Source organism: Chryseobacterium sp. HNCC26DJ238 (genome assembly GCF_057180465.1).
On record NZ_JBXUGI010000060.1, the window covers coordinates 1 to 596 of the forward strand.

At 34.4% G+C, this 596-nt stretch carries 1 protein-coding gene; it reads right to left on the minus strand.

Annotation, left to right across the window (positions count from 1 at the left end; translation table 11 throughout):
* On the minus strand, positions 1 to 596 hold a 596-nt coding region (locus AC2A07_RS19705), incomplete at both ends, for an IS3 family transposase (protein ID WP_484051801.1).

Consider the following 596-nt stretch of genomic DNA (forward strand, 5'->3'; position numbering starts at 1 on the left):
TTTTTTTGTTTTATATGTTTTCATTTCCAATATTTCCTGTTCGTGCATTTGATTTGGAGTTAGATAATGATTTGAAAAATGAGGTCTTATTTCATTATAGATTTGAATCGATTCATTTACAACCTGTCTTCTCAATTTTGTTTCCAGATCATATTTGTCAATATTAAATTCTTGTTTCAAAATACCATTTATCCTCTCTGCTACTGCATTTTCATACGGATCCGAGTTCTGTGTCATGCTGCATTTAATGCTGTTTCTTTCCAGTAAGTTTTGATACTCATTCGAGCAATATTGAAGACCTCTATCCGAGTGATGAATCAACGATTCTAAGTTGACCTTTTTGTTTTTCAAAGCTTTTCTCAAGGCTATTAAACTGCTTTCTGTATTCAAATTATCTGCTACATGATGCCCCACGATTTTCTTGGAATAAGCATCAGTTATCAGACTTAAATAACTCGGATTCGCTCTGTTTCCAATATAAGTAATGTCTGCAACCCAAACCTGATTCGGCTTGGTGATCTGGTAATCCGATATCATATTTTTATGCTTTCTGAAGCGATGGTGGGAGTTGGTGGTGATGTGATAACTTCTCTTGG